This is a genomic window from Pseudomonas sp. B21-035, assembly GCF_024748945.1.
Lineage (GTDB): Bacteria > Pseudomonadota > Gammaproteobacteria > Pseudomonadales > Pseudomonadaceae > Aquipseudomonas.
Genome location: NZ_CP087179.1, coordinates 1,452,916 through 1,477,859, shown reverse-complemented (window position 1 = coordinate 1,477,859; position 24,944 = coordinate 1,452,916). Strand labels below are relative to the sequence as shown.

Here is a 24,944-nt window from a genome sequence, read left to right as displayed (position 1 = left end):
CAGGAGTTGTCCATGTCTTCGTTGAACATCGCCATCAACGGTGCCGGCATCGGCGGCCTTACCGCCGCCATCGCCCTGCGCCAGGCCGGTCACCAGGTCACGGTTTTCGAACAGTCCAAGGCGTTTTTGCGGGTCGGTGCCGACATCAACCTCACCCCCAACGCCGTGCGCGCCCTCGATGGCCTCGGCGTCGGCCCCGCCGTACGCATTCCGGCCGCGCGCCCGACCCACCGCATCAGCCGTATGTGGGACACAGGCGAAGAAACCTCGCGCCTGGAAATGGCCGACGCCGCGCAAAGCCAGTACGGCGCACCGCAATTGACCATTCACCGCGCCGACCTGCTGGCGGCCCTGGCCGATGTGTTCCCGCTGCACAACGTGCAGTTCGCCAAGCGCGCCGAGCAGGTGCTGCAGGATGCCGACGGCGTCGAGCTGCGCTTCAAGGATGGCAGCCGCCATCGCGCCGACCTGCTGATCGGCGCCGACGGCATTCACTCGGTGGTGCGCAATGCCCTGTTTGGTGAAGAGCAGCCGCGCTTTACCGGCGTGGTCGCCTACCGCGCCGTGGTCCCGGCCGAGCGTGTAGCGCATGTACCGAACATCCAGGCCTTCACCAAATGGTGGGGCCCCAACCCGCAGAGCCAGATCGTCACCTTCCCGCTGAACCAGGGCCGCGACATCTTCATCTTCGCCACCACCGCCCAGGACAGCTGGCACCTGGAGTCCTGGACCACTGCTGGCGACGCCGCCGAGCTGCGCAGTCACTACCAGGACTTCCACGCCGACGCCCGGGCGCTGCTCGACGCCTGCGACGAAGTCCTCAAGACCGCGCTGTACGAGCGTGACCCGCTGCCGTACTGGTCCGAGGGCGCCATCACCCTGCTCGGTGACGCCTGCCACCCGATGATGCCGTTCATGGCCCAGGGCGCCGGCCAGGCCATCGAAGACGCGGTGGTGCTGGCCCGTCATCTGCACGGTGTCACCAGCCCGGCGCAGATCGCCAGCGCCCTGCAGGGTTACCAACGGTCGCGCCTGGAGCGCACCAGCCAGATCCAGATCGGTTCACGCGGCAACCAGTGGCTCAAGGCCGGCGGCAACGCCGACTGGGTCTACGGCTACGACGCCTGGACCGTGCCTACCGCCAGCGCTGCCTGAGGCCCAAGCATGAGCGAGACGATGCAACTGACGGTGGTGCTCAGGCACGACCAGTCGAAGAACCTGGAACAGATCCAGGCGCACATGAAGCAGATGGGCTGGTGGGACAGCTTCCCGCCGGCCGGCGTCGAGCTGGTGTCCTGGACCGTGGCCATGGGCCTTGGCCAGATCGTCACCCTGCGCCTGCCGCCGAGCCTGCTCGGCAAGGTCAATGTGGAACTGGAGCGCGCCGCCTGGGGCGTGTTCCGCACCGAATGCTACCCGACGTACGACTTTGTCCCGGTCCGCGAAATGATCCGCGAACGGGTTCGCAATGGAGGTCAATGACATGAGCAACACCCCACGCTACCTGGAGCCCCATCAGGCGCGCAAACGGCCCAACACCCCGTTCGAAGAACTGCTCGGCGATTCCATCGAGCGCGCCTACGGCAACGGCATCACCCAGCTGCCCGAGCTGCTGGCGCACCTGAACCTGGCCGGGCCGCCCTGCCCCTTGACCCGCGGCGAGTGGACCGAAGACTCCTATAAAACCCTGATGGCGCGGCTGGGCGCATGACCCGCCGGAGGTAAAACAAGATGAATATGCAATTCACCGTCGATCCTGTTGAGAACCACCTGGCCAACGGCCTCAAAGACCTCTGGTTTCCCGTATTGCCCTCCGGGCTGCTTGGCGACAAGCCGCTGTCGGTGCGCCGCCTGGGCTACAAGATCGCCCTGTGGCGCGACAACGATGGCAGCGTGCATGCCCTCGAAGACCACTGCCCGCATCGCGGCGCGCCGCTGTCCCAGGGCCCGGTGCTGGGCGACCGCCTGCAGTGCCCGTACCACGGCGTCGAAGTGCGCTGCGACGGCACCGTGACCAAGGTCCCCGGCAGCCCTGGCTGCAAGCTCGAAGGCAGCCGCCCGACGCGCATGTTCCACACCCGCGAGGCGGCCGGGGCGATCTTTTTGTTCAACGCCACCGACCCGCACCTGGACACCCCGCCAGAGCTGGTGCTGCCCGAGCAACTGACCTCGCCCGAGTGGAGCAGCTTCCTCTGCTACACCGAGTGGCAAGGTGACTACCGCTACGTGCTCGACAACGTCATGGACCCGATGCACGGCACCTACCTGCACAAGATGTCGCACTCGATGAGCGAAGGCGAAGCCACCGCCAAGTTCGTCACCCGCGATACCGAGCAGGGTTTCTTCTTCGAGAAGGAAGGCCAGCGCGGGGTCAACTTCGACTGGACCGAATTCCTCGACAACGGCTGCCACTGGCTGCGCCTGGAAATCCCTTACCCGAAGACCGGCGGCCCGGGCGGCAACTTCACCATCATCGGCAGCTACACCCCGAGCAGCCGCAGCCTCTCGGCAGTGTTCCACTGGCGCGCGCGGCCACTGACCGGCTGGCAGCGCGACACCTGGCGCTTCCTCTACAAGAACCGCCTGGAAGCCCGCCACTGGGCAGTGCTGGAGCAGGACCGGGTGCTGCTGGAGTTCATGGAGTTCGACGCCAACCAGCGCGAGAACCTCTATCAGCATGACCTCGGTGTGGTGCGCCTGCGCCGCTACCTCAAGGGCAAGGCCAAAGAGCAACTGGCGCTGATCGAAGCGAAGCAACTGTGATGAACCTGCCCGTGCACCGTATCCAGGCACAGGCGGTGACCGAGCTGGCCACTGCCAGCTGGTCCAACGCCCTGCTGCTGGGCAACGAGCTGGTGATGTCCGGCATGACCGGCCATCCCGCCACCCGCCAGGCCACCGAGGGCGGCGCGCCGCTGGATGCCTACGCGCAGACCCTGGTGGTACTGAACAAGATCCGCGCCCTGGTGGAAGCGGCAGGCGGGCACATCGGCAATCTCTACCGTTTGACGCTGTACCTCACCGACATTGCCGACAAGGACGAAGTCGCTCGCGCCCGCCGCGACTTCTTCCAAGGCTTTGCCTGCTACCCCACCTCCACCCTGGTTCAGGTGAGCGCCCTGGTGTTCCCCGAACTGGTGGTGGAAATCGAAGCCAGCGCCCGGCTCGACATTGACTTGCGCACTGCGCCCTTGAGGTGACCGATGTCCAACTCCTCTACCATCACCGCGCTGGTGCACACCCTGCGCCACGAAGCCGAAGGCATCATCAGTGTCGAACTGCGCCCCTGGGGCGACACCGTGTTCGCGCCGTTCGAAGCCGGCTCGCACATCGACCTGCACCTGCCCAATGGCCTGGTGCGCAGCTACTCACTGCTCAACTCGCCGAGCGACCAGGGCCGTTACGTGGTCGGCATTCTGCGCGATCGCAACAGCCGCGGCGGCTCGGCGTTCGTCCATGAGCAACTGCGGGTTGGCACGCAACTGCACATCTCGCAACCGCGCAACAACTTCGCCCTCGACCCGCACGCCAGCCACAACGTGCTGGTGGCCGGCGGCATCGGCATCACGCCGATCTACTGCATGTTTCGCCAGTTGCTGGCGCTGGGCAAATCCGCCGAGCTGATCTACTGCGCCCGCTCGCGCAAGGAAGCGGCGCTGCTGGAAGAGCTCAGCGGGGTCGATGCCAAGGTGCTCTACCATTTCAACGACGAGAAGAACGCGGCACCCGACCTGACCCATTACCTGGCCGGGCAGCCCGGCGATACGCACTTCTACTGCTGCGGCCCGACGCCGATGCTCGATGCCTTCGAGAGCACCTGCGAAAGCCTCGGTTACCCTCATGCGCATATCGAACGCTTCACCGCCGCCGAACTGCCGCCCTCGGAAGATGCCCAGGACAGCTACAGCGTCGAACTGAAAAAGTCCGGCAAGACCCTGAGCGTCGAGCCTGGGCTGAACCTGCTCGACGTGCTGCTCGAAGCCGGCTGCGATATCGAGTACAGCTGCCGCGAAGGGGTGTGCGGCTCGTGCGAAACCCGGGTGCTGGAAGGTGACATCGACCACCGCGATGGCGTGCTGACCAAGGCCGAACGGGCGGCGAACACATCGATGATGGTCTGTGTCTCGGGCTGCAAGAGCCGGCGCATGGTGCTTGATCTGTAACTGTTGCAACACGCGCAATTGGCCGGCACCGGGTGTGCCGGCTTTTTTTTGCGCGGCTTTCGCAGGTCCGGCGGCCCCAAAACAGTCAATTACTTATTCATTGATAAAACAACCAACGCACTGTCAACGCGCGCTGTGCAGTTAAACCGCACTGCCATTGCCCACCCCTGTTACTTAAACACCACGCTGTTTCACCCACGGCACGAATTAAGGCGTTTCAGATATAAATAATTGTTTTACATCATATTTATTAAAACAACAGTCACTCATCAGCACTGGCACAGTTCCTGCTCTTTACCTCTCGAGTTCAAATAAAAACAACGTGCCACCTATAAAACAATAACAAACCTACCGATGCGCCACCGCTGACTTTCGCTTAACGCCTGATTCCAGGCGGCGGACAGCTGTTGCCCAGAGAAACTGCTCAACCTTGCGGGGCATTGATATGAACAAGTACGTGATAAGCCTGGGCCTGATCCTTGGCAGCGCCACCAGTTTCGCTTCCGAGCCCGGCCCGGCGGCGCCGGACCAGCCGCCAGCGCTGAAAAAACCCTTCCCGCACATTGCCTGGCGCAGTGACGACGGCCAGAGTTCGCTGGATATCGGCGGCGCGCTGCGGGTCAACTACCGCGATGAGCACTGGGACACCACCGAAAACAACGGGCGCTTTCTCTTCGACACCTTTCGCCTGGATGTCCAGGCCACCCACAAGCAACTGTTCAGCGACATCGGCTACTGGTTCCAGGACGACGGCAAGCGCTCGATCGACCGCGGCTACGTCGGTTATCGCTTCAATGCCAATTCCAACGTGCAACTGGGCGCACCGTTCAAACCCTTTGGCCTTGAGCCCTACCCGCAGTTCGGCTGGAGTTACCACATCCCGTTTTTCATGGGCTATGGCGTCAGCGCCGGCAGCGGCCTGAAGTACAGCTACAAGGACAAGGACTGGGACCTGCAACTGGGCTACTTCCCGCGCATGCTGCCCAGCGGCATCCGCTACTCGCCAGAAGTCGGCCGTTACAGCGATCTTGACGACAACGCCGTGGCCTTCACCCAGTCACGCCAGGACAACGAGAAGCGCAACCAGGTCAACGCCCGGGTGGCCCGGACCTTCAGCGGTGACGGCTGGAAAACCGAAATCGGCGCCTCGCTGGCCGCAGCCGAGCTGTACAACGCCACCACCCGTGACGATGGCGACTACTGGGCCGGCGGCGTGCATGCGATCGTCAACGCCGGCAACTGGACGGTTACCAGCCAGGCGATTCGCTACGAATACGATCCGAAGAACCCCGACGGCGTCAGCAACGACTCGGTGCTGATGGGCGGCAACGGCCTGACCCCGGCCTACCTGATCGCCTCCAAGGCCACCATCGGCTCGATCAACGTCGGCTACGACATCTTCACCCCGGGCCTTGGCCAGTTGAAGAAGATCAAGGTCTACAACGACTACAGCCGCATGATGAAAGACAAAAGCGGCTGGGATGACTCGCAGATGTTTACCGTCGGCGCGCAGTTTTTGGCCATGCCGATCATGGCCTGGGTCGACTTCACCTGGGCGAAGAACGCCAACCCCTTTGGCGGCGCCGAGAACGGCACGGGCTGGACCAGCACCAACTCGGTCGGCAGCAACGACTGGTACTACCGCACCAACATCAACATCGGCTACTACTTCTGACAGCAAACCGCCCGGCGCGCTGCCGGGCGGTCCGTACGGTCAGTCAGCCTGCAGTTGCGCCTGCGTGGCTGCGGGCTTGCGGAACACGAACAGCAGGCCGATGACGATCAACCCCATGCCCAACAGGCTAAGCGCCGCCAGGCGGTTGCCGAAGATCAGGTAGTCCATTACCGCCGTCACTGCGGGCACCAGGTAGAACAGGCTGGTGACATTGACCAGGTTGCCCTTGGCGATCAGCCGGTACAGCAGCAAGGTCGCCAGCAGCGACACCACCAGGCCCATCCACAATAACGCGCCGATGAAACTGTCGGTCAGTTCCACGTGCAGCGGCTGGAACGGCGCAAACACCGCGCACATCATCAGCCCGGCAATGTACTGCAACGGCAGGGTGCCCATGGGGTTGCTGGTGATGCGCTTTTGCATGATCGAACCGCAGGTCATGCTCATCAGCGCCAGCAAGGCAAACAGCATCCCGGCCAGCGACACGCCACCGAGGTTGATGCCCTGGTAAACCACCATGATCAACCCGCTCAGGCCCAGGCCCAGGCCGAACAACCGGCTCCAGGAGCGCTGGCGCTCCATCAGCACCACGGTGAGGATCGGTTGCACGCCCATGACCGTGGCCATGACCCCGGGGGTAACGTGGGTGTTGAGCGCCAGCAGGTAGAAGATCTGGTAGGCGCCGAGCAGCACGCAACCGGTGGCCAGGGCTTGCAGCAGCGCCGGGCGGCTGCGCGGCCAGTGCAGTTTGAGCAACGGGCTGAGCAACAGCAGGCCGGCCAGGGCCAGGGCCGAACGCAGTAGCAGGAAGGCAAACGGGCTGGCGTGGGCCAGGCCGAGCTTGGAGACGATCGCCCCGCTACTCCAGAGCAGGACGAACAGGCTGGTAGTGGCCGCCGAGACCATAGATTGTTTCGATAGAACAGACATGAATGCCACCTGTAATTCGGGCAGATAAGCCGAACGGCGCTACCCGCGAGGGGCAGCCAACCGTATTCAGTAGGGTGCAGGTGTGTGGGAACGCAGCGATTGGCCGCTTAGCCCAGCACTACCACCGCTGGCGGTGCAACGATGCACACGACCACGCTACTGACAGGTGGTGGGTAGTGACTGATCATGGCCGGCTGCTGGCTCGCGCGCACAACGACAACCGCGTCAGGCGCGGTAGCGAATACGGTGGCTGGGCAGGAAGCTGGCATGAGCAGGTCTTCGGTGAGGGTGAAGTGGGTCTGACTATAGCGGTGAGTTTATCGCGGGGCAAGTCGGGTCGCCGCACCGCCGCTCCCACCGGTGGGAGCGGCGGTGCGGCGACCCGACTTGCCCCGCGATGCTGTTTCAGAACAACCAGCGATACAACAGGTAGGCCACCAGCACCGCCAGCACCGGACGCAACACCCGGTAGGCCTTGGGATTGGCACGCTTGAACTGCTTCACGCGGCTGCTGATGACATTGCTGAAGCGCTTGCTCCAGGCATAGGCCTGGTTGATCCCGCCCACGCGCTCGTCGTCGGTGTTCTGCGGCGCGGTGGCGCGGCCGAGGAAGGCACTGACCTTGCGGTTGATGCGGGTCATCAGCGGGCTGTTGAGCGGGCGCTCGACGTCGCAGAAGAGGATCACCCGGGTGGTCTCGGTTTCGTTCTTGACCCAGTGCACGTAGGTCTCGTCGAACATCACGTCTTCACCGTCGCGCCAGGCGTACACCTGGCCATCGACGTAGATCCGGCAGTCGTCGGAGTTGGGCGTCGACAGGCCCAGGTGATAGCGCAGGGAACCGGCGAACGGGTCGCGGTGCGGGTTCAGGTGGCTGCCACCAGGCAGCAGGGCGAACATCGCACCTTTGACGTTGGGGATGCTGTTGACCAGCGCGACGGTCTTCGGGCACAACGTCTCGGCCGAAGGCAGCGGCTTGTCGTACCACTTCAGGTAAAAACGCTTCCAGCCCTTCTTGAAGAACGAACCGAAGCCGGCGTCATTGTCTTTCTCGGCGGCGCGGATGTAACCCTCGTCGAACAGGTGCATGGCCTCTTCGCGGATCACTTCCCAGTTGTCCTTGAGCACGTCGAGCTCGGGGAAACGGCTGCGGTCCAGGTACGGCTTGGACGGCACACCGGAAAACAGGTACATCAGGGCGTTATAAGGGGCGAACAGCGCCGAATGGTTGACGAACTGGCGCAACATTGGCAAACGCGCCTTGCCGCGCAGGTGCACATACAGTGTGCTGCCGAAGAACAGCAGCAGTACACCTGCCTTGGCGACAAAGGAAAAGGTCATGCAACACTCCTTGGAATTTCGATCAGGCCATCGCTGCCGGATTAATCGAACATATTAACCGATCCAGCCCTGCTGAAAACCTGCAGGGCCGGGATTCAGTGTTAAGGATTGTGCAACAAACAGCGGCGCCGGTTATTGCCCGGGATCAGCGCCGCGGCGACTTACTGCTGGTTTTCCTGCTCGGTGAACAGGTCGGCAAACAGCATGCTCGACAGGTAGCGCTCGCCCGAGTCCGGCAGGATCACGACGATGGTCTTGCCCTGCATTTCCGGTTTTTCCGCCAGGCGCACCGCTGCGGCCATGGCCGCCCCGGAGGAAATCCCGCAGAGGATGCCCTCCTCCTGCATCAGGCGCAGGGCCATGGCCTTGGACTCCTCGTCGCTGACCAGCTCGACCTGGTCGACCATCGACAGGTCAAGGTTCTTCGGCACGAAACCGGCGCCAATGCCCTGGATCTTGTGCGGGCTGGGCTTGATCTCTTCACCGGCACGGGCCTGGGTGATCACCGGCGAGCCGAGCGGCTCGACCGCCACCGACAGAATGGCCTTGCCCTGGGTCTGCTTGATGTAGCGCGACACCCCGGTAATGGTGCCGCCGGTGCCGACGCCCGCCACCAGCACATCGACCGCGCCATCGGTGTCGTTCCAGATCTCCGGGCCGGTGGTCTTTTCATGGATCGCCGGGTTGGCCGGGTTCTCGAACTGGCCGGGCAAAAAGTACGCCGACGGGTCGCTGGCGACAATTTCGCTGGCCTTTTCGATCGCGCCTTTCATGCCCTTGGCAGGCTCGGTGAGCACAAGCTCGGCGCCCAGGGCCTTGAGCACCTTGCGCCGTTCGATGCTCATCGACGCCGGCATGGTCAGCAGCAACTTGTAGCCACGGGCGGCAGCGACAAAGGCCAGGCCGATGCCGGTGTTGCCCGAGGTCGGCTCGACGATGGTCATGCCCGGCTTGAGTTTGCCGCTGCTTTCGGCGTCCCAGATCATGTTCGCGCCGATCCGGCACTTGACCGAATAACCGGGGTTGCGCCCCTCGATCTTGGCCAGCACGGTGACGCCACGGGGGGCGATGCGGTTGATCTGCACCAGCGGCGTATTGCCGATGGAATGCGCGTTGTCAGCAAAGATACGGCTCATGGCGGGGGTCCTTTTATGCACCGGGCGGAAAACTTCAAGGGTAAGCCTGCAGCGCCAGTGCGTCCACAACCGGCGAACCCCTGAGGCTGACAGGGGTCAACCGATCACTACCTTGCCGGGAACCGCCGCCGATGAAACGCCGCTATCGCTGGCCCTTGTGGGGGCTGCTGGGTATCACATTGTTACTATTGGCCTTGCACTTGACCCTGCCGCTGCTGGTGCGCAACTACCTCAACGACAAGCTGGCCGACATGGGCGACTACCGCGGCCAGGTCACCGATGTCGACCTGGCGTTGTGGCGCGGCGCCTATAAGATCAACGGCCTGAACATCGTCAAGACCAGTGGCAAGGTGCCGGTGCCCCTGCTTGAAGCGCCATTGATCGACCTCTCGGTCAGCTGGCATTCGCTGTGGCACGACCAGGCGGTGGTCGCCGAGGTAACCTTCCTCAAGCCACAGTTGAACTTCGTCGACGGCGCCAGCAAGCAGAGTTCACAGACCGGCCAGGGCACCGACTGGCGCCAGCAGCTGGAAAAACTGCTGCCGATCACCCTCAACGAAGTGCGCATCGAAGACGGCACCTTGAGTTTTCGCAACTTCAACTCCAGGCCGCCGGTCAACCTCAAGGCCACCCAACTCGATGCCAGCATCCGCAACCTGACCAACGTCGAGGACCGCAAGGGCCGCCGCGATGCCACGTTCGACGCCAAGGCCCGGCTGCTGGGCGATGCCAGTGTCGAAAGCAGCGCCACCTTCGACCCGTTCAGCGACTTCGACGACTTCAAGTTCCGCCTGCGCGCCACCGGCATCGAGCTGCGCCGGCTCAATGACTTCGCCAGCGCCTATGGCAAGTTCGACTTCAATGCCGGCCACGGCGACCTGGTGATCGAGGCGCAAGCGCAAAACGGCCGGCTCACCGGCTACATCAAACCGCTGCTGCGTGATGTCGATGTGTTCAACTGGCAGCAGGACGTTCAGAACCAGGACAAGGGCTTTTTCCGCTCGATCTGGGAAGCGCTGGTCGGCGGCAGCGAAACCGTGCTGAAGAACCAGGGCAAGAACCAGTTCGCCACCCGCGTGGAACTCAGCGGCAGCGTGCATAAAAGCGATATCAGTGCCTTCGAGGCGTTTTTGCAGATATTGCGCAACGGCTTTGTCCAGGCCTTCAACGCCCGTTATGAGCAAACGCCGCCCAAGGCTGACTGAGTCACCGAGTGACGGTCCATTCAGAGACTGAATGGGCCGTCTGCGTTCCCACTCGCCCGGAGCCCGCGTTATAGTCGTGCATGACAATTTTTCCGCCAGGGGCCAAGTACCCCCGGCGCTACGTTAGAGGATCGGTTCATGAAGTTCGAAGGCACCAGCGCTTATGTCGCTACAGACGACCTGAAACTGGCGGTCAACGCGGCAATCACCCTGGAGCGACCGCTGCTGGTCAAGGGCGAGCCGGGCACCGGCAAGACCATGCTCGCCGAACAGCTGGCCGAATCCTTTGGCGCCAAGCTGATCACCTGGCACATCAAGTCGACCACCAAGGCCCACCAGGGCCTCTACGAGTACGACGCGGTCAGCCGCCTGCGTGACTCGCAACTGGGCGTCGACAAGGTCCACGACGTGCGCAACTACCTGAAGAAAGGCAAGCTCTGGGAGGCCTTCGAGTCCGAAGAGCGGGTCATTCTGCTGATCGACGAAATCGACAAGGCCGACATCGAGTTCCCCAACGACCTGTTGCAGGAACTCGACAAAATGGAGTTCTACGTTTACGAGACCGACGAGACGATCAAGGCCAAGCAGCGCCCGATCATCATCATTACCTCGAACAACGAAAAGGAACTGCCCGACGCCTTCTTGCGCCGCTGCTTCTTCCACTACATTGCCTTCCCTGACCGCACCACCCTGCAGCAGATCGTCGATGTGCACTACCCGAACATCAAGAAGGACCTGGTCAGCGAAGCGCTGGACGTGTTCTTCGACGTGCGCAAAGTGCCGGGCCTGAAGAAAAAACCGTCGACCTCCGAGCTGGTCGACTGGCTCAAGCTGCTGATGGCCGACAACATCGGCGAAGCGGTGCTGCGCGAACGTGATCCGACCAAGGCCATCCCGCCGCTGGCCGGGGCCCTGGTCAAGAACGAACAGGACGTGCAGTTGCTCGAACGCCTGGCCTTCATGAGCCGTCGCGGTAACCGCTGAGCCGGGAGCAATAGCCATGCTGCTCAATCTGTTCAATGAAATGCGCGCGGCCAAGGTGCCGGTGTCGGTGCGCGAGCTGCTTGATTTGCTCAATGCCCTCAAGCAGCGCGTGACCTTTGCCGACATGGACGAGTTCTACTACTTGTCGCGGGCCATCCTGGTCAAGGACGAGCGTCATTTCGACAAGTTCGACCGGGCGTTCTCGGCCTATTTCAAGGGCCTTGAGAACCTCAACCAGCACCTGGAAGCCTTGATTCCCGAAGACTGGCTGCGCAAGGAGTTCGAACGCTCGCTGAGCGACGAGGAACGCGCGCAGATCCAGTCCCTGGGCGGCCTCGACAAGCTCATCGAAGAGTTCAAGAAGCGCCTCGAAGAGCAAAAGGAACGCCATGCCGGCGGCAACAAGTGGATCGGCACCGGCGGCACCAGCCCGTTCGGCTCGGGCGGTTTCAACCCCGAGGGCATCCGCGTCGGCGATGCCGGCAAGCGCCAGGGCAAGGCGGTCAAGGTCTGGGACCAGCGCGAGTACAAGAACCTCGACGACCAGGTCGAACTGGGCACGCGCAACATCAAGCTGGCCCTGCGCCGGCTGCGCAAGTTCGCCCGCCAGGGCGCGGCCGAAGAGCTGGACATCGACGGCACCATCGACCACACCGCCCGCGATGCCGGCCTGCTCAACATCCAGATGCGCCCGGAGCGGCGCAACAGCGTCAAGTTGCTGCTGCTGTTCGACATCGGCGGCTCAATGGACGCCCACGTGAAGATCTGCGAAGAACTGTTCTCGGCCTGCAAGACCGAGTTCAAGCACCTGGAGTACTACTACTTCCACAACTTCGTCTACGAGTCGGTGTGGAAGAACAACCTGCGCCGTACCTCCGAGCGCACCTCGACCCTGGATTTGCTGCACAAGTACGGCGCCGACTACAAGGTGGTGTTCGTCGGTGACGCGGCCATGGCGCCCTACGAGATCACCCAGCCCGGTGGCAGCGTCGAGCACTGGAACGAGGAAGCCGGCTACGTGTGGATGCAGCGCTTCATGGAGAAGTACAAGAAGCTCATCTGGATCAACCCCTACCCGAAGGACACCTGGGGCTACACCGCCTCGACCAACATCGTGCGCGAGCTGGTCGAAGACCGGATGTTCCCGCTGACTTTGCGCGGGCTGGAAGAAGGCATGCGGTTTTTGTCCAAGTAGAGCATCGCGGGTCAAGCCCGCTCCTACCCCCTGTAGGAGCGGGCTTGACCCGCGATGAGGCCCGCTCAGCCAACAAACCTTTCAAGAAACGCCCGCTGCTCAAGCCACGCCATCTCCTGCACCACCGGCCTGAAGCGCACTACACTCCCCGGCAGCAATTGCGCCAGCCGCGCCAACGCCAACGGCGTCAACGCCCCCAATCGCGGATAGCCACCAATGGTCTGACGATCATTGAGCAGCACGATCGGCTGGCCATCCGGCGGCACCTGCACCGCGCCCAACGCAATCCCCTCGGAAATCATCGCCGGCCCCTGGTAGTGCAACACCGGCCCGAGCAAGCGCATGCCCATGCGATCAGCGCGGCTGTCGAGGGTCCAGTCGCGGTTGAACGCTTCAAACAGGCTTGTGCCGCTAAAATCGCCGATCTGCGCGCCGAGCAACAGATCAAGCGGCGACCTGTCGGTAAAGTCCGGCCACAACGCCTCCGGCACTTCTTTGAGCGCCGCTGCCACACCGGCGTATTCCAGCGCTTGCCTCTTGGCCAGCGGCGAGCCCAAACCATCCAGCCCGCCGAGCGCTTCACGTACCACGCTGGCACAACTGCCCAGTACCTGCGGCGCCTTGAAGCCACCCGGCGCAGCGATGTAGGCACGGGCGCCATGCAGCGGCGCATTCAGGCGCAAGCGCTGGCCCTTGCCCATGCTGAAGCTGCGCCAGGGCTTGAGCGGCTGGCCATCGAGGCGTGCGTCGAGGTCGGCGCCGGCCAGGGCCAGGCAACAGTCCTGCTCGGCAATCAGGCTGAAACCACCGAGGGTGACCTCGACCACCGCGGCCTCGGGCGCGTTGCCCAGCAGCCAGTTGGCCCAGCGCATCGACACCCAGTCCAGCGCCCCGCCCTGGGTCACGCCCAGGTGGCGCACACCAAAGCGCCCGGCATCCTGCAGCAGGCACAGCGGCGTGCTGGCCTCGATCGACAAGCGGCTCATGCCTGTGCCTCCAGCGGGGTATCGTCGCCGCCCAGGTTGATGAAGGTGGCGCGCTCAACCGCCACGAAGCGCACCCGGTCACCCGGCTGCAACAGGCTGTAGCCCTCGCGTTGACGGTCAAAAAGCTTGCTCGGGGTGCGCCCGATCAGGTTCCAGCCGCCGGGAGAAACCGCTGGATAAGCGGCGGTCTGGCGCTCGGCAATGCCCACGCTGCCGGCCGCCACGCGTTTGCGCGGGGTGGCCAGGCGCGGCGCGGCCAGGGCTTGTTCGACCAGGCCCATGAAGGCGAAGCCGGGGGCAAAGCCCAGGGCGAACACCTGGTACTCACGCTCGCTGTGGCGGCGAATGATGTCGGCCACCGATGTGTTGCAACGCTCGGCCAGCAGTTGCAGCTCCGGGCCGACACTTGGGTCATACCACACCGGAATCTCGTGCTGGCGGCCTGCGCTGCCAGGGTCCGGCTGCAAGTCGGTGAGCGCTTGCCGAATACAGGCCTGGGCCTCGGCCGGCGACAACTGGAGCAGGTCGAACTGCACCATCAGCGTGGTATAGGACGGCACCAGGTCGACCAGGCGCCCGGCAAAGGCGCTGCGCAGGCGCTGGCTGGCGGCAAGCAGCCAGGGCATGTTGCCTTCATCGATCTGGTCGAACAGGCGCACCATCAGGCAGTCGATGGCCACCACTTCAATACGGTAGTTCATGGCACCGCCTGGGCATCGAGGGCCTGGCGAATCTGCCGCACGGCGGCGATCGAGCTGTCGTTGTCGCCATGCACGCACAGGGTATCGGCCTGCAGCAGCAACGCGCTGCCATCGCTGGCGCTCAGCGCCTCGCCGCGGGCCAGGCGCAGGGCCTGCTCGACAATCATCGCCGGATCATGGTGCACCGCCCCCGGCAAGCGCCGCGACAGCAAGTGGCCGCTGGCGTCGTAGGCGCGGTCGGCAAAGGCTTCGAACCACAGGGTTACACCGTACTCATCGCCCAAGGCCTGGGCCGCGCTGTTGTCGGCGGTGGCCATCAGCATCAGCGGCAGTTGCCGGTCATAGGCGGCCACGGCTTCGAGCACGGCACGCAGCTTGAGCGGCTCGGCCATCATGTCGTTGTACAGCGCGCCGTGGGGTTTGACGTAGGCAACCCGGGTACCCTGGGTACGGCAAATGCCGTCCAGGGCGCCGATCTGGTAATGCAGCAGGTCGCGAATCTCTTCGGCGCTGCAGGCCATGGAGCGGCGGCCGAAGCCGGCCAGGTCCGGGTAGGCCGGATGGGCGCCGATGCGCACCTGGCTGGCCACGGCCAGGGCCACGGTCTTGCGCATGATCCCGGGGTCGCCGGCATGAAAACCGCAGGCAATGTTGGCGCAATCAACATAAGGCATGACCTGGGCATCCAGGCCCATGGTCCAGCTGCCAAAACTTTCACCCATATCGCAATTCAATAACAGGCGGCTCACGTGTGACACTCCTTCAGGCTCGGCCTTAATGGGCTTCTAATTGTTTGCCGCGGGTTTCCGGCAGGCTCAAGGCTGCCAGAATTACCACTCCGTAGGACACTGCGGCAAATCCGCCGATGCCCAGGCCCAGGGGAATCTTCTGGCTCAGCAAGCCGATCAGCAGCGGGAAGAACGCCGCCAGCGCGCGGCCGATGTTGTAGCAAAAGCCCTGGCCCGAGCCGCGGATGCGGGTGGGGAAGAGTTCGGTGAGAAACGCGCCCATGCCGCTGAAGATCCCCGAGGCGAAGAAGCCCAGGGGGAAGCCCAGCCAGAGCATGACGCCGTCGCTGACCGGCATCTGGGTGTAGAGCAGGACAATGATGAACGAACCGACGGCGAAGAGGATGAAGTTCTTTTTCCGGCCCAGCAGGTCGGTGAGGTAGGCGCTGATCACATAGCCGATGTAGGAGCCGAAGATCACCATCGCCAGGTAGCCGCCGGTACCCAGTACGCTCAAGCCGCGCTCGTTCTTGAGGAAGGTCGGCAGCCACGAGGTGATGGCGTAGTAGCCGCCCAGGGCGCCGGTGGTCAGCAGCGAGGCGCGGATCGTGGTGAAGAGCATGCCCGGGGCGAAGATTTCATAAAAATGCGACGGCGCTGCGGTCTTTTCCGCGGCCTTGGCCTGCTGGTAGATCTCCGGGTCCTTGACCAGGCGGCGAACGAAAATCACGAACACCGCTGGCACAATGCCCAGCAAAAACAGTGCGCGCCAGGCATCTTCCGGCGGCAACAGCGAAAACAGCACGGCATACAGGATCGCCGTCAGGCCCCAGCCGATGGCCCAGCCAGACTGCACCATGCCCACTGCCTTGCCACGGTCCTGGGCGCGGATCACTTCGCCGATCAGCACGGCGCCGGCGGTCCATTCGCCACCAAAGCCGAAGCCCATCAGGGTGCGGGCGATCAACAACTGTTCGTAGTTCTGGGCAAAGCCGCAAAGAAAGGTGAAGAAGGCGAACCACAGCACCGTCAATTGCAGGGTGCGCACGCGGCCGATGCGGTCGGAAAGGATACCGGCGATCCAGCCGCCCAAGGCCGAGGCGATCAGGGTGCTGGTGTGAATCAACCCGGCTTCGGCGGTGCTGATGCCCCACAGGGCGATCAGGGTGGGGATGACGAAGCTGAGCATCTGCGTGTCCATGCCATCGAGGCCGTAGCCGATCTTGCAGCTCCAGAAGGTCCGGCGTTCCTGCTTGTTGATGTTGCGGTACCAGTCGAATGGCCCCGCCACTGACCTGGCTTTGACCTGTTGCTGCACGCCCGATGGGTTCATGGTTGCCTCAGCTTGTTGGTATTGTTTTAACGACGACAACATGTGTCGCGGCTTGAGGATCATTTTTCGACGCCCGCAGGTTGTCGTCCAACGAGAAAAACCAGCTGTCTGGCATAAGAAAAACTTGATCAGTGAGCGCGCCATGAACCTCAAATTCCTCGAAACCTTCGTCTGGGTCGCCCGCCTCAAGAGTTTTCGCCTGACCGCCGAAAAACTCTTCACCACCCAGGCCTCGATCTCCAGCCGCATCGCCGCGCTTGAGGCCGATCTCGGGGTCAGGTTGCTGCTGCGCGACTCACGCGGCGTGAGCCTGACCCCGGAAGGCAGCAAGGTGCTCGAGTACGCCGAACAGATGCTCGACACCGCCAAGGCCCTCAAGCAATCGCTGGACAGCGACCGGGCCAAGGTCGGGCGCATTCGCATCGGCGTGATGGACACGGTAATCCACACCTGGATGAGCCCGCTGGTGGCGGAGTTGATGGAGCGCTACCCGCAGGTGGAAATCGAGTTGATCGCCGATACGGCGCTTAACTTGCGCGAACAACTGCAAAAAGGCTTTCTCGATGTAATCCTGCAAACCGACCTGTTGCGCCAGGAAAGCATCCGCAGCCTGGACCTGGCGCGCTACCCCATGGGCTGGATCGTCGCCAGCCAGTCAATCTACAACCGCGACTACGCCTCGCTGGCGGACCTGGCCCGCGAGCGCATCGTGACCTTTTCGAAAAATTCCCGGCCGCACCAGGAAGTGCTCAGCCTGCTGCAGGCCGAAGGGGTCGGCGCGCCACGGCTGAACTGCGTGAACTCGGTGGCGGCGATCACCCGGCTGTTGCGTGATGGTTTTGGTATTGGCGCCCTGCCACCGGCGCTGGTCAGCGAGGAACTGGCCCGTGGCGAGCTGATCCTGCTGCCGCTGGCCCGGCAGCCACCGAGCCTGGAGCTGGTGGTGGCCTGGCAGACCGGCGTCGAGCTGGTCGACGAGGTGGTGCAACTGTGCCGCAACGTGCTGGAGCGCTACGCCCGCGATGCCGGGCCGCAGCGCATCGTGCTGGTTTAGCGCCAGCTCTCCTGCACCGCCTTGCGCCGCCCGCCGAGGGCCACCCAGCCGAGCAACAGCAGCAGGCTTTCGACCACCAGCGCCAGCAGCAGCGCGCAGCTCAGGCCCCAGGCCAGGGCCTCGGGGTTAAGCAGAATCTGGTAGCGGTAAGCGTTGAGGGTTTCTTCGCGCAGTTGCGGGTTGGCGGTAACCAGCACATGCCAGGTTTTCGCCAGCCACGGGCCCTGCACGATCTGCCATTCCTGCTCGAACTGGCGATTGCGGATCACCAGGCTCTCGATGCTGTTGGCATCGCTGGTGAACACCGGGTCGTCGCTGCTGCGGTAATGGCGCACCAAGGCCTGCAGGTCGCCGTTGAAGAAGCGCTTGGCGGTGTCTTCAAAACCCTTGAGGCCTTCGCGCGATTCAAGCAGGTGCGCCTCGACCCGCTGGCTGTAATCGACGATATAGCCCGGCACCTGCAGCCCGACCAGCAAACCGCAGGTAAACAACAGCAAGCGCAGGTAACTTCTGAACATGGGGCTGATCCTTAGCTGGCCTGGCCTTCGGCGATGCATTCGCCACGGCGCCACAGGGCCCACTGGCCAGGTGCGTAGCGGTGCCAGGTTTCGTTCTCGGTGAGGGCCTCGGTGGCGATCACCGTGACCACATCGTTAGGGGTGGTTTCGGCCTGGAAGTCGACGATCATGTCGACGTCCTTCAGCCGTGCCGGGCCAAACGGCGCTCGGCGGGTGATGTGCACCAGCTTGGTCGAACAGAAGCAGAACAGCCAGTCGCCATCGCTGAACAGGCAGTTGAACACGCCCTTGCCACGGTATTCGGCGCAGGCCTCGACCAGCACCGGCAGCAATTGCTCGACCTCGACCGGTTCGGGGAAGGCTTCGCGCACGCGGTTGAGCAGGTCGCAAAACGCCGCTTCGCTGTCGGTGTCGCCAACCGGCCGATAGAAGGTCGCCTGGCCCTTGAACTCGCCGAGCTGGCCGTTGTGCGCAAAGCACCAGTTGCGCCCCCACAGCTCGCGCACGAACGGATGGGTGTTGGACAGGCAGACCTTGCCGACGTTGGCCTGGCGAATGTGGCCGATCACCACCTCGCTCTTGATCGGGTAGCGCTGCACCAGGTTGGCGACTTCCGACTCGCAGCTCGCCGCCGGGTCCTGGAACAGGCGCAGGCCACGGCCTTCGTAGAAGGCGATGCCCCAGCCGTCACGGTGCGGGCCGGTGCGCCCGCCGCGCTGCATCAGCCCGGTGAAGCTGAAAACGATGTCGGTCGGCACATTGGCGCTCATGCCCAGTAATTCACACATGCTTGGCTGCTCCGGGCAAAGGCTACAGGCGCGGCTCGACCCGCGCGCCACTGCCGCCCAGCGGCGCTGCAGGTGGCGGGTTACGGTAGCGGTCGCTGCGCTCGGCGGCGAACGGCTCATCGCTCACAGGCTCGTCCGCTTCACGTTGCGCGGCGGCTTGCGCCTGCTCGCGGCGGGCCCTGGCACGGCGCTCGAGCGGCCAGCGGATGAGCACGAACAGCGCATACAGGGCAAAGGCAATCATGCCGTACATGGCCAGGTCGGCTGCGGCGCGCAGGGCGTTGTTGCCGACCTTGAACAGGGTGTCGAGAGCGGCAATGGCGATGGCCGGGGCGAACTTTTCTTTCACCGGGTCGACAATGGTCGGGGTCAGCAGCAGCACCGCCATCAGCACCCGCAGCGGTTCGCGCAACCAGCGCCACATCCATGAGGTCAGGCGAAAGCCCACCAGCAGGCATCCCAAGGCGGCAAGGGCGTAGAGGCCCCAGGCGAGCAGATAGTCGTTCTCGGTCATGGTGTCCGTGGCAAGCTAGGCAAATAGACGCTTATGATAAACACTTTTCCGCGCGCAGGCGCCCCCCAGCCAAGAGAACCCCGCATGTCCGCAGACGCCACCGCTCCCCGTGCCCCGATTGCCCGCAAGGCCGAAGGTGCCGATCCCTATGCCTGGCTGCAGCAGCGCGACACCCCCGAGGTACTGGCGTACCTGAACGCCGAGAACGCCTATCAAGAGGCGCAGCTGGCCGCTCAGGCGCCGCTGCGCGAGCAACTGTTCGAAGAGATCAAGGCGCGCATCCTCGAAACCGACCTGTCGCTGCCTTCGCCCTGGGGCCCGTACCTGTACTACACGCGCACCACCGCCGGTGACGAATACGCCCGCCACTACCGCTGCCCGCGCCCGGCCGACGATTCCAACACGGTCGATGAAAGCCGCGAAGAGCTGCTGCTCGACCCCAATGAACTGGCCCAGGGCGGCTTTCTGTCCCTCGGTGCCTTCAGCATCAGCCCCGACCACCAGCGCCTGGCCTACAGCCTGGACACCACGGGCGACGAAATCTACACCCTGTACGTCAAGGAACTGGCCAGCGGCGCCATCGAGCAACTGCCGTTCGAGGACTGCGACGGCAGCATGACCTGGGCCAACGACAACCAGACGCTGTTCTTCGCCGAGCTGGACGACACCCATCGCCCGCACAAGCTGTTGCGCCATCGCCTGGGCAGCGGCAGCGTTGCACCAGTATATGAAGAAACCGACGGTCGTTTCTTTCTGCACTGCTACCGCGCCAGCTCCGAGCGCCAGCTGATCCTGCTGCTCAACAGCAAGACCACCAGCGAAGCCTGGGTGCTCGACGCCGAACATCCCGAGCAGGCCTTCACCTGCCTGGCGCCGCGGGTCGAGGGCCACGAGTACTACCCTGACCACGGCCAGCTCGAAGGCCAGTGGCGCTGGTTCATCCGCAGCAACCAGGACGGCATCAACTTCGCCCTGTACCAGGCCCAAGCCGATAGCGTGCCGAGCCGCGAGCAATGGCAACTGCTGGTGGCCCACCGCGACACGGTGATGCTCGAAGGCCTGACCCTCAACGCCAGCGCCCTGACCCTGAGCCTGCGCGAAGGCGGCCTGCCGATCATCGAGGTGCGCCCACAAGGCCTGCCGGCCTACCGCGTCGAGCTGCCAGACGCTGCCTACAGCTTGTACGTGCAGGACAGCCTGGAGTTCGTCAGCCCGCGCATCCGCCTGCGTTACCAGTCGCTCAACCGCCCGGCCCAGGTACGCCAACTGGAGCTGGCCAGCGGCGCCCAGCAAGTGCTCAAGCAAACCCCGGTGCTCGGCCCGTTCGACCCGGATGCCTACGTCAGCCAGCGCCTGTGGGCCACTGCCGCCGACGGCACCCAGGTACCGATCAGCCTGGTGCAGCGCCGCGCCGACGTCGGCAAGCCGGTGCCGCTGTACCTGTACGGTTATGGCGCCTATGGCGAAAGCCTCGACCCGTGGTTCTCCCACGCTCGCCTGAGCCTGCTCGAACGCGGCGTGGCCTTTGCCATCGCCCACGTGCGTGGCGGCGGCGAGCTGGGTGAAGCCTGGTACCGCGCCGGCAAGCAGGAGCACAAGCACAACACCTTCGGCGACTTCATTGCCTGCGCCGAACACCTGATCGCCCAGGGCGTTACCTGCGCCGGGCAACTGGCGATCAGCGGCGGCAGCGCCGGTGGCCTGCTGATCGGCGCAGTACTCAACCAGCGCCCGGAGCTGTTCAAGGCGGCGATTGCCGAAGTGCCGTTCGTCGACGTGCTCAACACCATGCTCGACCCGGAACTGCCGCTGACCGTCACCGAATACGACGAGTGGGGCAACCCCGAAGAACCCGAGGTGTACGAGCGGATCAAGGCCTACGCACCCTATGAAAACGTCCGCGCCCAGGCCTACCCTGCCCTGCTGGTGATCGCCGGTTACAACGACAGCCGTGTGCAGTACTGGGAAGCGGCCAAGTGGGTGGCGCGGCTGCGGGTGACCAAGACCGACGACAACCTGCTGCTGCTCAAGACCGAAATGGGCGCCGGCCACGGCGGCATGAGCGGACGCTACCAGGGGCTGCGCGATGTGGCGCTGGAGTACGCGTTCGTATTTAACGTGCTGGGCGTGGTGTAAATCGGAAAATTTGTTGTCTGAGTCACCGCCCGCCCCTGTAGGAGCGGGCTTGACCCGCGATTATCAGACACCACAAAACTAAAAGAACGACGTCAATGCCTGAACCCACCCACCTCAACAACGAAATCCGCGACATGCTCATGGACTGCGGCCTGTTCGACCAGTTGCTGCCTGTCGACTTCCAGGCCGCCGCCGGCTATTTCAGCATCAGCAGCATGAGCGAAGGTGAAGAAATTTTCCGCGAAGGCGATGCCGGCACCTTCATGTGCATCATCCACCACGGCGTGGTGTCGGTACGCAAGACCGACGCCGAGCAGCGCCAGGTCGAAATCGCCACCCTGCGCAAGGGCCGTGCCTTCGGCGAAATGGCCGTGCTCGACGGTGAACGGCGCTCGGCCAGTTGCATTGCCGCCAGCGACTGCCAACTGCTCAACCTGGGCAAGGACTCGCTGGAAAAGATGCTCAACGACGCCCCGAAGATCGCCGCCAAGATCATCCGCGCCCTGGCCGTGGCCTTGTCGCGGCGCCTGCGCATGCAGGACGGCCAGCGTCTGGCGCAGCAGGTCTAGTCGCCCTTGCCCTTGTTGTTGTCCGGATTCAGGCCGGGCAACGGCTGGTCCTTGGGTGGAGCGGGCAGCGGCATCGGCGGCAGCAATGGCGAGCCCGGTCGCGCATCACCGGCCCGCGGCGGCGTACTTGGCGTCACCTGCGGATAGGGTGTTGGCGTGGCGGTGCCCGGCGCCCCCGGCACCGGCGTGGCCAGCCGCGGTTGCAACTCGGCGGCCACGGTGCTTTGCAGGCTGGCACAGATCAGTACGGCAATGATCACGTAACGCATGCGCAGGCTCCTTGAGGGTCCTGGCTACAGGCTACTCCCACCGCGCACGGTTTGCCTGTCCGAATTGCCCGCCATCGGGCTAAACTTCAAGGCATAACCGTAACAAGCCCGAGAAAAGGTAATCCCATGAGTTCGTCATCCTCTGCCGCCGCCACCGCACGGCTAGACCGCATCCTCGCCGACGCCAAGCGCGACAAGGAAATGGGCTACCGTGACAAGGCCCTGCGCATGTACCCGCACGTGTGTGGCCGCTGCGCCCGCGAGTTCGCCGGCAAGCGCCTGAGCGAGCTGACCGTGCACCACCGTGACCACAACCACGACAACAACCCCCAGGACGGTTCCAACTGGGAGCTGCTGTGCCTGTACTGCCACGACAACGAGCACTCGCGCTATACCGACCAGCAGTACTTCAGCGAAGGCTCGACCAGCAGCCCGAGCATCGCCAAGGCCACCCACAATCCGTTTGCGGCCCTGGCCGGGATGCTGAAGAAGGACTGAAGCGCCCACAGTCGCCGGCAAGCCCGTATAATCGCGTCTTTTTTGCGAAGGGCCCCGGCACGTGGCGAACAAACGGTACAGCTGCATTGGTCTGTTCAACCCCAAGTCAGCAGAGAACGTCGGTTCGGTGATGCGCGCCGCGGGTTGCTACGGCGTCAACTCGGTGTTCTACACCGGCAAGCGCTATGAGCGTGCCCGCGACTTCGTCACCGACACCAAGCGGGTGCACTACGACATTCCACTGATCGGTATCGACGACCTGCAGAAGATCATCCCCCTGGGCTGCACGCCGGTGGCGGTAGAGCTGGTCGACGGCGCCCGGGCGCTGCCCGAGTACACCCACCCGGACCGCGCGATCTATATCTTCGGCCCCGAAGACGGCTCCCTCGACCCGAGCGTGCGGGCCTGGTGTGAAGAGACCATCTACATCCCGACCAACGGTTGCATGAACCTTGCCGCCACCGTCAACGTGGTGCTCTACGACCGCCTGGCCAAGGGCCTGAACACCCGCTCCGGGCCGAAATTCAAGTAAGCCGACTGAACAGCCCGCCCTGCCCGGCGGTCTGCTGTAGACCATCGTCCCTACTGGAGAATGACCATGACCGAGAAACAGACGCTTATCCCGGCCAATTCAGCGCATATGGCCAGCGATCAGAATGTCCACGGCTGGGAGCGCGCAGGTTCGGTTGCCACCGGGGTGGTCATGGTCGGCAAGGGCCTGCGCCGTGGCGGCCTGTTCGGCTTGATTCAGGTGGCCATCGGCGGGGTTGCCCTGGCCCGTGGCATCACCGGCCACAGCTCGGTGAAAAGCCTGATCGAACGCGGCCGCAGCGACCTGGACAACATCCGCAGCAAGATCGAACGCAGCGGCGCCGAGCTGCAAGCGCTCAAGGCCAACGCCGAAGCCGCTACCCGTGGCACCACGGTGACCGGCAACGACGCGCTCAATGACCCCAAGCCTTAACGCAGCAGCTTGCTCTGCAGCACCTCGGACGACTTGCCCAGCACGCTTTCGCTGAGCTGGATGAACTCGGCGGTGCTGACGCTGTTCAGGCGCATCATCGCCCGGGTGACATCGTCCAGTGAGCGCTGGTTGTGGGTGTGCAGGCGGATTTCCTGGTCAAGTGCGCGCAACAGCAGCACGCCACAGGCGATCACCGCGCTGTCGACCTGCTCGCCGCGCAAGCTGCTGACCTTCTTGCCACTGCGTTCAAGGCTCGCCTGCAGGGCCTGGTAACGCTCGTCGGTCATGCCGCCAGCGCGGCGCAGCAGTTCGCTGGCGTAGTACTCGGCCAGGCTTTCGCTGATCCAGTCGCTGGCCTCGCGATCATTGATTTGCGCAAACACATGCACCAGCTCGCGCAGCACCGGGCTTGAGCCGTTCTCAGCGACCAACGGACGGCTGCTGTGCAGGTAGATGGAGTTGTGCCCGGCGCGAGCGCCGCGCCACAGTTCATCGCGGGCCCCCACCAGCAACAGCTTGGGCGGGTTGCGCGGGAACACTGCCTGCAGCTGTGGCCAGACGAAGGTCAGCAGGGTCAGGTTGTCCAGCCGGCGCATGCCCTGGCCTTGGGGTGCGGCGACACTGACTTCGGTTTCGCCCAGGCGCGCGCGGCGGGTGCCGACGGTGCCGGCGAGCATCCAGCCGGTCGGGCGGTCGAACAGGCGCGAAACGTTGTCGATGCGAAAGCGCTGCTTGCCGATGCGCGGCCACGGCGTCTCGACGCTTTTCCAGCCCTTGGGCAACTCGAAGCTCAGGCGTGCCACCAGTTCGGTGCCGTCGTGCTGGTCCAGGCGTGCCGGCGGCACCAGGTCATCGCCGCGAAACAGCGCCCAGTCCGGGGTCATGCGGGTTTCATAAGCGCCGCCCTTGAGCCGCTGGCTCAGGCGTACCTTGTAGGTGAGCTGGCTTTTGCCCGGCGCCGGTTGCCAGTGGCCACGCTGATCGTCGCCCTGCAGCTGCCACTGGCCGTCGGCCTTGAACTCGCTGTAGGCGCCGTCCTTGCCCAGGTCGAAGTCCAGGCTGCGCACGCTGGCGCCATCGGCCAGGGTCAGGCGCACTTCGGCCTGCTCGCTTTGTGGCAGCAAGCGCACGTGGTAATCCAGATCGACTTTTTTCGCCCAGGCCGGCGAACTGGCCAGCAGGCCCAGCACCAGCCACCCATGGCAACGCACACGCATACAGAAACTCCTTGTTCCGCCAAACGCGCTGTCCGACAAC

At 64.0% G+C, this 24,944-nt stretch carries 29 protein-coding genes; 16 read left to right on the top strand and 13 right to left on the bottom strand.

Features of this window, described 5'->3' with window-relative positions; genetic code table 11:
* The first annotated feature begins 12 nt into the window (after positions 1–12).
* The 7 genes from LOY22_RS06800 (at position 13) to LOY22_RS06770 (ending at position 5,838) form a co-directional block, all read left to right on the top strand.
* Positions 13–1,155 carry an FAD-dependent monooxygenase gene (locus LOY22_RS06800; RefSeq protein WP_258596938.1) on the top strand — a complete coding sequence of 381 codons (1,143 nt, stop codon included), beginning with the start codon at positions 13–15 and terminating at the stop codon, positions 1,153–1,155.
* A 9-nt stretch (positions 1,156–1,164) separates the two neighbouring features.
* Positions 1,165–1,482, top strand: a complete 318-nt coding sequence (locus tag LOY22_RS06795) for a hypothetical protein (protein ID WP_045193455.1) — start codon at positions 1,165–1,167, stop codon at positions 1,480–1,482.
* A 1-nt stretch (position 1,483) separates the two neighbouring features.
* Complete coding sequence (locus LOY22_RS06790) at positions 1,484–1,711, top strand: recombinase-like helix-turn-helix domain-containing protein (RefSeq protein WP_045193456.1); 228 nt, start codon at positions 1,484–1,486, stop codon at positions 1,709–1,711.
* Between the two features lie 20 nt (positions 1,712–1,731).
* On the top strand, positions 1,732–2,763 hold the full coding sequence (locus LOY22_RS06785; RefSeq protein ID WP_093386150.1) for an aromatic ring-hydroxylating dioxygenase subunit alpha: 1,032 nt from the start codon (positions 1,732–1,734) through the stop codon (positions 2,761–2,763).
* Positions 2,763–3,200: a Rid family hydrolase gene (locus tag LOY22_RS06780; RefSeq protein ID WP_045193459.1), complete on the top strand. Its 438-nt coding sequence runs from the start codon at positions 2,763–2,765 to the stop codon at positions 3,198–3,200. The genes LOY22_RS06785 and LOY22_RS06780 overlap by 1 nt, the downstream gene beginning before the upstream one ends.
* 3 nt (positions 3,201–3,203) lie before the next feature.
* Entirely contained in the window at positions 3,204–4,163 is a 960-nt protein-coding gene (locus LOY22_RS06775) for a PDR/VanB family oxidoreductase (protein WP_258596936.1), read from the top strand.
* Positions 4,164–4,608: 445 nt separating this feature from the next.
* Positions 4,609–5,838 (top strand): hypothetical protein, encoded by a 1,230-nt coding sequence (locus LOY22_RS06770; RefSeq protein WP_213602130.1) that lies wholly within the window; start codon positions 4,609–4,611, stop codon positions 5,836–5,838.
* Between the two features lie 39 nt (positions 5,839–5,877).
* Here LOY22_RS06770 and LOY22_RS06765 read toward each other — a convergent pair whose 3' ends face one another.
* From LOY22_RS06765 to cysK, 4 genes are all read right to left on the bottom strand, one after another.
* On the bottom strand, positions 5,878–6,768 hold the full coding sequence (locus LOY22_RS06765; protein ID WP_258596934.1) for a DMT family transporter: 891 nt from the start codon (positions 6,766–6,768) through the stop codon (positions 5,878–5,880).
* Between the two features lie 107 nt (positions 6,769–6,875).
* Positions 6,876–7,037, bottom strand: a complete 162-nt coding sequence (locus LOY22_RS06760) for a hypothetical protein (protein WP_176794290.1) — start codon at positions 7,035–7,037, stop codon at positions 6,876–6,878.
* 136 nt (positions 7,038–7,173) lie between these two features.
* Positions 7,174–8,109 (bottom strand): aspartyl/asparaginyl beta-hydroxylase domain-containing protein, encoded by a 936-nt coding sequence (locus LOY22_RS06755; protein ID WP_045193463.1) that lies wholly within the window; start codon positions 8,107–8,109, stop codon positions 7,174–7,176.
* Between the two features lie 161 nt (positions 8,110–8,270).
* Positions 8,271–9,245 carry a cysteine synthase A gene (gene cysK / locus LOY22_RS06750; protein WP_045193464.1) on the bottom strand — a complete coding sequence of 325 codons (975 nt, stop codon included), beginning with the start codon at positions 9,243–9,245 and terminating at the stop codon, positions 8,271–8,273.
* A 131-nt stretch (positions 9,246–9,376) separates the two neighbouring features.
* Between cysK and LOY22_RS06745 the strand changes: the two genes are divergently transcribed.
* The 3 genes from LOY22_RS06745 (at position 9,377) to LOY22_RS06735 (ending at position 12,629) form a co-directional block, all read left to right on the top strand.
* The gene (locus LOY22_RS06745; protein ID WP_213602132.1) at positions 9,377–10,450 is read left to right on the top strand and encodes a DUF748 domain-containing protein; all 1,074 of its coding nucleotides are present in this window, start codon (positions 9,377–9,379) and stop codon (positions 10,448–10,450) included.
* A gap of 138 nt (positions 10,451–10,588) precedes the next feature.
* On the top strand, positions 10,589–11,434 hold the full coding sequence (locus LOY22_RS06740) for a MoxR family ATPase (protein ID WP_038996581.1): 846 nt from the start codon (positions 10,589–10,591) through the stop codon (positions 11,432–11,434).
* Between the two features lie 16 nt (positions 11,435–11,450).
* Positions 11,451–12,629 (top strand): VWA domain-containing protein, encoded by a 1,179-nt coding sequence (locus LOY22_RS06735; protein WP_045193466.1) that lies wholly within the window; start codon positions 11,451–11,453, stop codon positions 12,627–12,629.
* Positions 12,630–12,694: 65 nt separating this feature from the next.
* Here LOY22_RS06735 and LOY22_RS06730 read toward each other — a convergent pair whose 3' ends face one another.
* Genes LOY22_RS06730 through LOY22_RS06715 form a run of 4 tightly spaced genes read right to left on the bottom strand, consistent with a single transcriptional unit; the run spans position 12,695 to position 16,377 of the window.
* Entirely contained in the window at positions 12,695–13,615 is a 921-nt protein-coding gene (locus tag LOY22_RS06730) for a biotin-dependent carboxyltransferase family protein (RefSeq protein ID WP_258596929.1), read from the bottom strand.
* Positions 13,612–14,316, bottom strand: coding sequence for a 5-oxoprolinase subunit PxpB (pxpB, locus tag LOY22_RS06725; protein ID WP_258596927.1), 705 nt, complete (start codon positions 14,314–14,316; stop codon positions 13,612–13,614). Before pxpB ends, LOY22_RS06730 begins: the two co-directional genes overlap by 4 nt.
* Complete coding sequence (locus LOY22_RS06720) at positions 14,313–15,065, bottom strand: 5-oxoprolinase subunit PxpA (protein ID WP_082075365.1); 753 nt, start codon at positions 15,063–15,065, stop codon at positions 14,313–14,315. The genes pxpB and LOY22_RS06720 overlap by 4 nt, the downstream gene beginning before the upstream one ends.
* Before the next feature lie 25 nt (positions 15,066–15,090).
* Positions 15,091–16,377, bottom strand: a complete 1,287-nt coding sequence (locus LOY22_RS06715) for an MFS transporter (RefSeq protein ID WP_045193471.1) — start codon at positions 16,375–16,377, stop codon at positions 15,091–15,093.
* Between the two features lie 142 nt (positions 16,378–16,519).
* On the opposite strand from LOY22_RS06715, the gene LOY22_RS06710 reads away from it, so the two are divergent.
* Positions 16,520–17,431 carry a LysR family transcriptional regulator gene (locus LOY22_RS06710; protein ID WP_045193472.1) on the top strand — a complete coding sequence of 304 codons (912 nt, stop codon included), beginning with the start codon at positions 16,520–16,522 and terminating at the stop codon, positions 17,429–17,431.
* On the opposite strand, the gene LOY22_RS06705 is transcribed toward LOY22_RS06710, so the two are convergent.
* The 3 genes from LOY22_RS06705 to LOY22_RS06695 are packed head-to-tail and all read right to left on the bottom strand — an operon-like array spanning position 17,428 to position 19,251.
* The gene (locus tag LOY22_RS06705) at positions 17,428–17,949 is read right to left on the bottom strand and encodes a DUF2937 family protein (RefSeq protein WP_258596924.1); all 522 of its coding nucleotides are present in this window, start codon (positions 17,947–17,949) and stop codon (positions 17,428–17,430) included. The genes LOY22_RS06710 and LOY22_RS06705 overlap by 4 nt on opposite strands.
* An 11-nt stretch (positions 17,950–17,960) precedes the next feature.
* Positions 17,961–18,737, bottom strand: coding sequence for a class II glutamine amidotransferase (locus LOY22_RS06700; protein WP_045193474.1), 777 nt, complete (start codon positions 18,735–18,737; stop codon positions 17,961–17,963).
* Between the two features lie 22 nt (positions 18,738–18,759).
* A complete protein-coding gene (locus LOY22_RS06695) occupies positions 18,760–19,251 on the bottom strand; it encodes an MFS transporter (protein WP_213602134.1) in 492 nt (163 codons plus the stop codon).
* A gap of 84 nt (positions 19,252–19,335) precedes the next feature.
* On the opposite strand from LOY22_RS06695, the gene LOY22_RS06690 reads away from it, so the two are divergent.
* Positions 19,336–21,387, top strand: coding sequence for a S9 family peptidase (locus LOY22_RS06690; protein ID WP_093386205.1), 2,052 nt, complete (start codon positions 19,336–19,338; stop codon positions 21,385–21,387).
* 95 nt (positions 21,388–21,482) lie between these two features.
* Positions 21,483–21,956 carry a cyclic nucleotide-binding domain-containing protein gene (locus tag LOY22_RS06685; protein ID WP_045193477.1) on the top strand — a complete coding sequence of 158 codons (474 nt, stop codon included), beginning with the start codon at positions 21,483–21,485 and terminating at the stop codon, positions 21,954–21,956.
* Here the strand turns inward: LOY22_RS06685 and LOY22_RS06680 are convergent.
* On the bottom strand, positions 21,953–22,225 hold the full coding sequence (locus tag LOY22_RS06680; RefSeq protein WP_258596922.1) for a hypothetical protein: 273 nt from the start codon (positions 22,223–22,225) through the stop codon (positions 21,953–21,955). The genes LOY22_RS06685 and LOY22_RS06680 overlap by 4 nt on opposite strands.
* 126 nt (positions 22,226–22,351) lie before the next feature.
* Here LOY22_RS06680 and LOY22_RS06675 point away from each other — a divergent pair, with 126 nt between their 5' ends.
* The 3 genes from LOY22_RS06675 (at position 22,352) to LOY22_RS06665 (ending at position 23,687) form a co-directional block, all read left to right on the top strand.
* Positions 22,352–22,723 carry a YajD family HNH nuclease gene (locus tag LOY22_RS06675; protein ID WP_038996595.1) on the top strand — a complete coding sequence of 124 codons (372 nt, stop codon included), beginning with the start codon at positions 22,352–22,354 and terminating at the stop codon, positions 22,721–22,723.
* A 61-nt stretch (positions 22,724–22,784) separates the two neighbouring features.
* Positions 22,785–23,255, top strand: a complete 471-nt coding sequence (locus tag LOY22_RS06670; RefSeq protein ID WP_093386219.1) for an RNA methyltransferase — start codon at positions 22,785–22,787, stop codon at positions 23,253–23,255.
* 66 nt (positions 23,256–23,321) lie between these two features.
* Positions 23,322–23,687: a DUF2892 domain-containing protein gene (locus LOY22_RS06665; protein ID WP_258596920.1), complete on the top strand. Its 366-nt coding sequence runs from the start codon at positions 23,322–23,324 to the stop codon at positions 23,685–23,687.
* Here LOY22_RS06665 and LOY22_RS06660 read toward each other — a convergent pair.
* Positions 23,684–24,898, bottom strand: a complete 1,215-nt coding sequence (locus LOY22_RS06660; RefSeq protein ID WP_258597790.1) for a hypothetical protein — start codon at positions 24,896–24,898, stop codon at positions 23,684–23,686. The genes LOY22_RS06665 and LOY22_RS06660 overlap by 4 nt on opposite strands.
* Between the last annotated feature and the right edge of the window lie 46 nt (positions 24,899–24,944).

What these genes read in the sequence shown, in the direction of transcription:
- LOY22_RS06715 (WP_045193471.1), bottom strand. Translation starts at nt 16,377, where the DNA reads ATGAACCCATCGGGCGTGCAGCAACAGGTCAAAGCCAGGTCAGTGGCG.
- LOY22_RS06705 (WP_258596924.1), bottom strand. Translation starts at nt 17,949, where the DNA reads ATGTTCAGAAGTTACCTGCGCTTGCTGTTGTTTACCTGCGGTTTGCTG.
- LOY22_RS06700 (WP_045193474.1), bottom strand. Translation starts at nt 18,737, where the DNA reads ATGTGTGAATTACTGGGCATGAGCGCCAATGTGCCGACCGACATCGTT.
- LOY22_RS06765 (WP_258596934.1), bottom strand. Translation starts at nt 6,768, where the DNA reads ATGTCTGTTCTATCGAAACAATCTATGGTCTCGGCGGCCACTACCAGC.
- LOY22_RS06710 (WP_045193472.1), top strand. Translation starts at nt 16,520, where the DNA reads ATGAACCTCAAATTCCTCGAAACCTTCGTCTGGGTCGCCCGCCTCAAG.
- pxpB (WP_258596927.1), bottom strand. Translation starts at nt 14,316, where the DNA reads ATGAACTACCGTATTGAAGTGGTGGCCATCGACTGCCTGATGGTGCGC.
- LOY22_RS06735 (WP_045193466.1), top strand. Translation starts at nt 11,451, where the DNA reads ATGCTGCTCAATCTGTTCAATGAAATGCGCGCGGCCAAGGTGCCGGTG.
- LOY22_RS06760 (WP_176794290.1), bottom strand. Translation starts at nt 7,037, where the DNA reads ATGCCAGCTTCCTGCCCAGCCACCGTATTCGCTACCGCGCCTGACGCG.
- LOY22_RS06790 (WP_045193456.1), top strand. Translation starts at nt 1,484, where the DNA reads ATGAGCAACACCCCACGCTACCTGGAGCCCCATCAGGCGCGCAAACGG.
- LOY22_RS06685 (WP_045193477.1), top strand. Translation starts at nt 21,483, where the DNA reads ATGCCTGAACCCACCCACCTCAACAACGAAATCCGCGACATGCTCATG.
- LOY22_RS06730 (WP_258596929.1), bottom strand. Translation starts at nt 13,615, where the DNA reads ATGAGCCGCTTGTCGATCGAGGCCAGCACGCCGCTGTGCCTGCTGCAG.
- LOY22_RS06690 (WP_093386205.1), top strand. Translation starts at nt 19,336, where the DNA reads ATGTCCGCAGACGCCACCGCTCCCCGTGCCCCGATTGCCCGCAAGGCC.
- LOY22_RS06780 (WP_045193459.1), top strand. Translation starts at nt 2,763, where the DNA reads ATGAACCTGCCCGTGCACCGTATCCAGGCACAGGCGGTGACCGAGCTG.
- LOY22_RS06775 (WP_258596936.1), top strand. Translation starts at nt 3,204, where the DNA reads ATGTCCAACTCCTCTACCATCACCGCGCTGGTGCACACCCTGCGCCAC.
- LOY22_RS06755 (WP_045193463.1), bottom strand. Translation starts at nt 8,109, where the DNA reads ATGACCTTTTCCTTTGTCGCCAAGGCAGGTGTACTGCTGCTGTTCTTC.
- LOY22_RS06740 (WP_038996581.1), top strand. Translation starts at nt 10,589, where the DNA reads ATGAAGTTCGAAGGCACCAGCGCTTATGTCGCTACAGACGACCTGAAA.
- LOY22_RS06680 (WP_258596922.1), bottom strand. Translation starts at nt 22,225, where the DNA reads ATGCGTTACGTGATCATTGCCGTACTGATCTGTGCCAGCCTGCAAAGC.
- LOY22_RS06785 (WP_093386150.1), top strand. Translation starts at nt 1,732, where the DNA reads ATGAATATGCAATTCACCGTCGATCCTGTTGAGAACCACCTGGCCAAC.
- LOY22_RS06800 (WP_258596938.1), top strand. Translation starts at nt 13, where the DNA reads ATGTCTTCGTTGAACATCGCCATCAACGGTGCCGGCATCGGCGGCCTT.
- LOY22_RS06675 (WP_038996595.1), top strand. Translation starts at nt 22,352, where the DNA reads ATGAGTTCGTCATCCTCTGCCGCCGCCACCGCACGGCTAGACCGCATC.
- cysK (WP_045193464.1), bottom strand. Translation starts at nt 9,245, where the DNA reads ATGAGCCGTATCTTTGCTGACAACGCGCATTCCATCGGCAATACGCCG.
- LOY22_RS06770 (WP_213602130.1), top strand. Translation starts at nt 4,609, where the DNA reads ATGAACAAGTACGTGATAAGCCTGGGCCTGATCCTTGGCAGCGCCACC.
- LOY22_RS06665 (WP_258596920.1), top strand. Translation starts at nt 23,322, where the DNA reads ATGACCGAGAAACAGACGCTTATCCCGGCCAATTCAGCGCATATGGCC.
- LOY22_RS06795 (WP_045193455.1), top strand. Translation starts at nt 1,165, where the DNA reads ATGAGCGAGACGATGCAACTGACGGTGGTGCTCAGGCACGACCAGTCG.
- LOY22_RS06745 (WP_213602132.1), top strand. Translation starts at nt 9,377, where the DNA reads ATGAAACGCCGCTATCGCTGGCCCTTGTGGGGGCTGCTGGGTATCACA.
- LOY22_RS06695 (WP_213602134.1), bottom strand. Translation starts at nt 19,251, where the DNA reads ATGACCGAGAACGACTATCTGCTCGCCTGGGGCCTCTACGCCCTTGCC.